At 58.9% G+C, this 591-nt stretch carries 1 protein-coding gene; it reads left to right on the top strand.

Annotation, left to right across the window (positions count from 1 at the left end; translation table 11 throughout):
• Positions 1-25: 25 nt before the first annotated feature.
• Positions 26-591, top strand: a 566-nt coding sequence (locus tag ACXJ7R_RS35850) for a polysaccharide biosynthesis/export family protein (RefSeq protein ID WP_457155905.1), incomplete at its 3' end; no start/stop codon positions are given.

Below are 591 nucleotides of genomic sequence, written 5' to 3'. Positions count from 1 at the left end.
ATACCGTATCAGCCCAGACGGAACCTTGTCGGTTCCTGTTATCGGACGAATAAACGTCGCCGACATGTCCTTGGCGCAATTGGAACAGGAGTTGACGCGGCGCGTGACCGAATTCACGAGCCACGGGACTTACGTCACCGCCGAGATAATCAGCTATCGCCCGCTTTTCGTCACGGGTTTCGTAAGCAAACCAGGAGCCGTCGAATGGCATCCAGGGATCACAGTGTTGCAGGCTGAAGCTTTGGTTGGCGGTCTCTACCGGGCACCCGAGGGAGCCATCAGCAGCGAGAATATCAGCGACGTGGAGACTTTGCGCTTATTGCGAACGGGGCGTGAGGAGCAGAAACTGCTCCTGGCCTCCCTTGCGGGGCTGAAAGCTGAGAAAGCAGGCAGCGCACAAGTCGAAGTACCGCCGGTCCTTGCGGGCTTGGTGGGCGAGGAAGAGGCCAGAACCTTGATTGAAGGACAGCAGTCCTACCTGAACAGTCGCCGAACTGGGCTGGAGAAGAAAAAGGCGGCGCTCGAACGAAGCGCCGACCTCGCCGGCGATGAACTCGATGCGCTCCAAGAACAAGCCGCCCGGGTGAACGA

This window comes from Mesorhizobium sp. P5_C1 (assembly GCF_054049815.1).
Note: the sequence above shows the minus strand (reverse complement) of the source record. Positions and strands in the feature narration are given on the sequence as shown.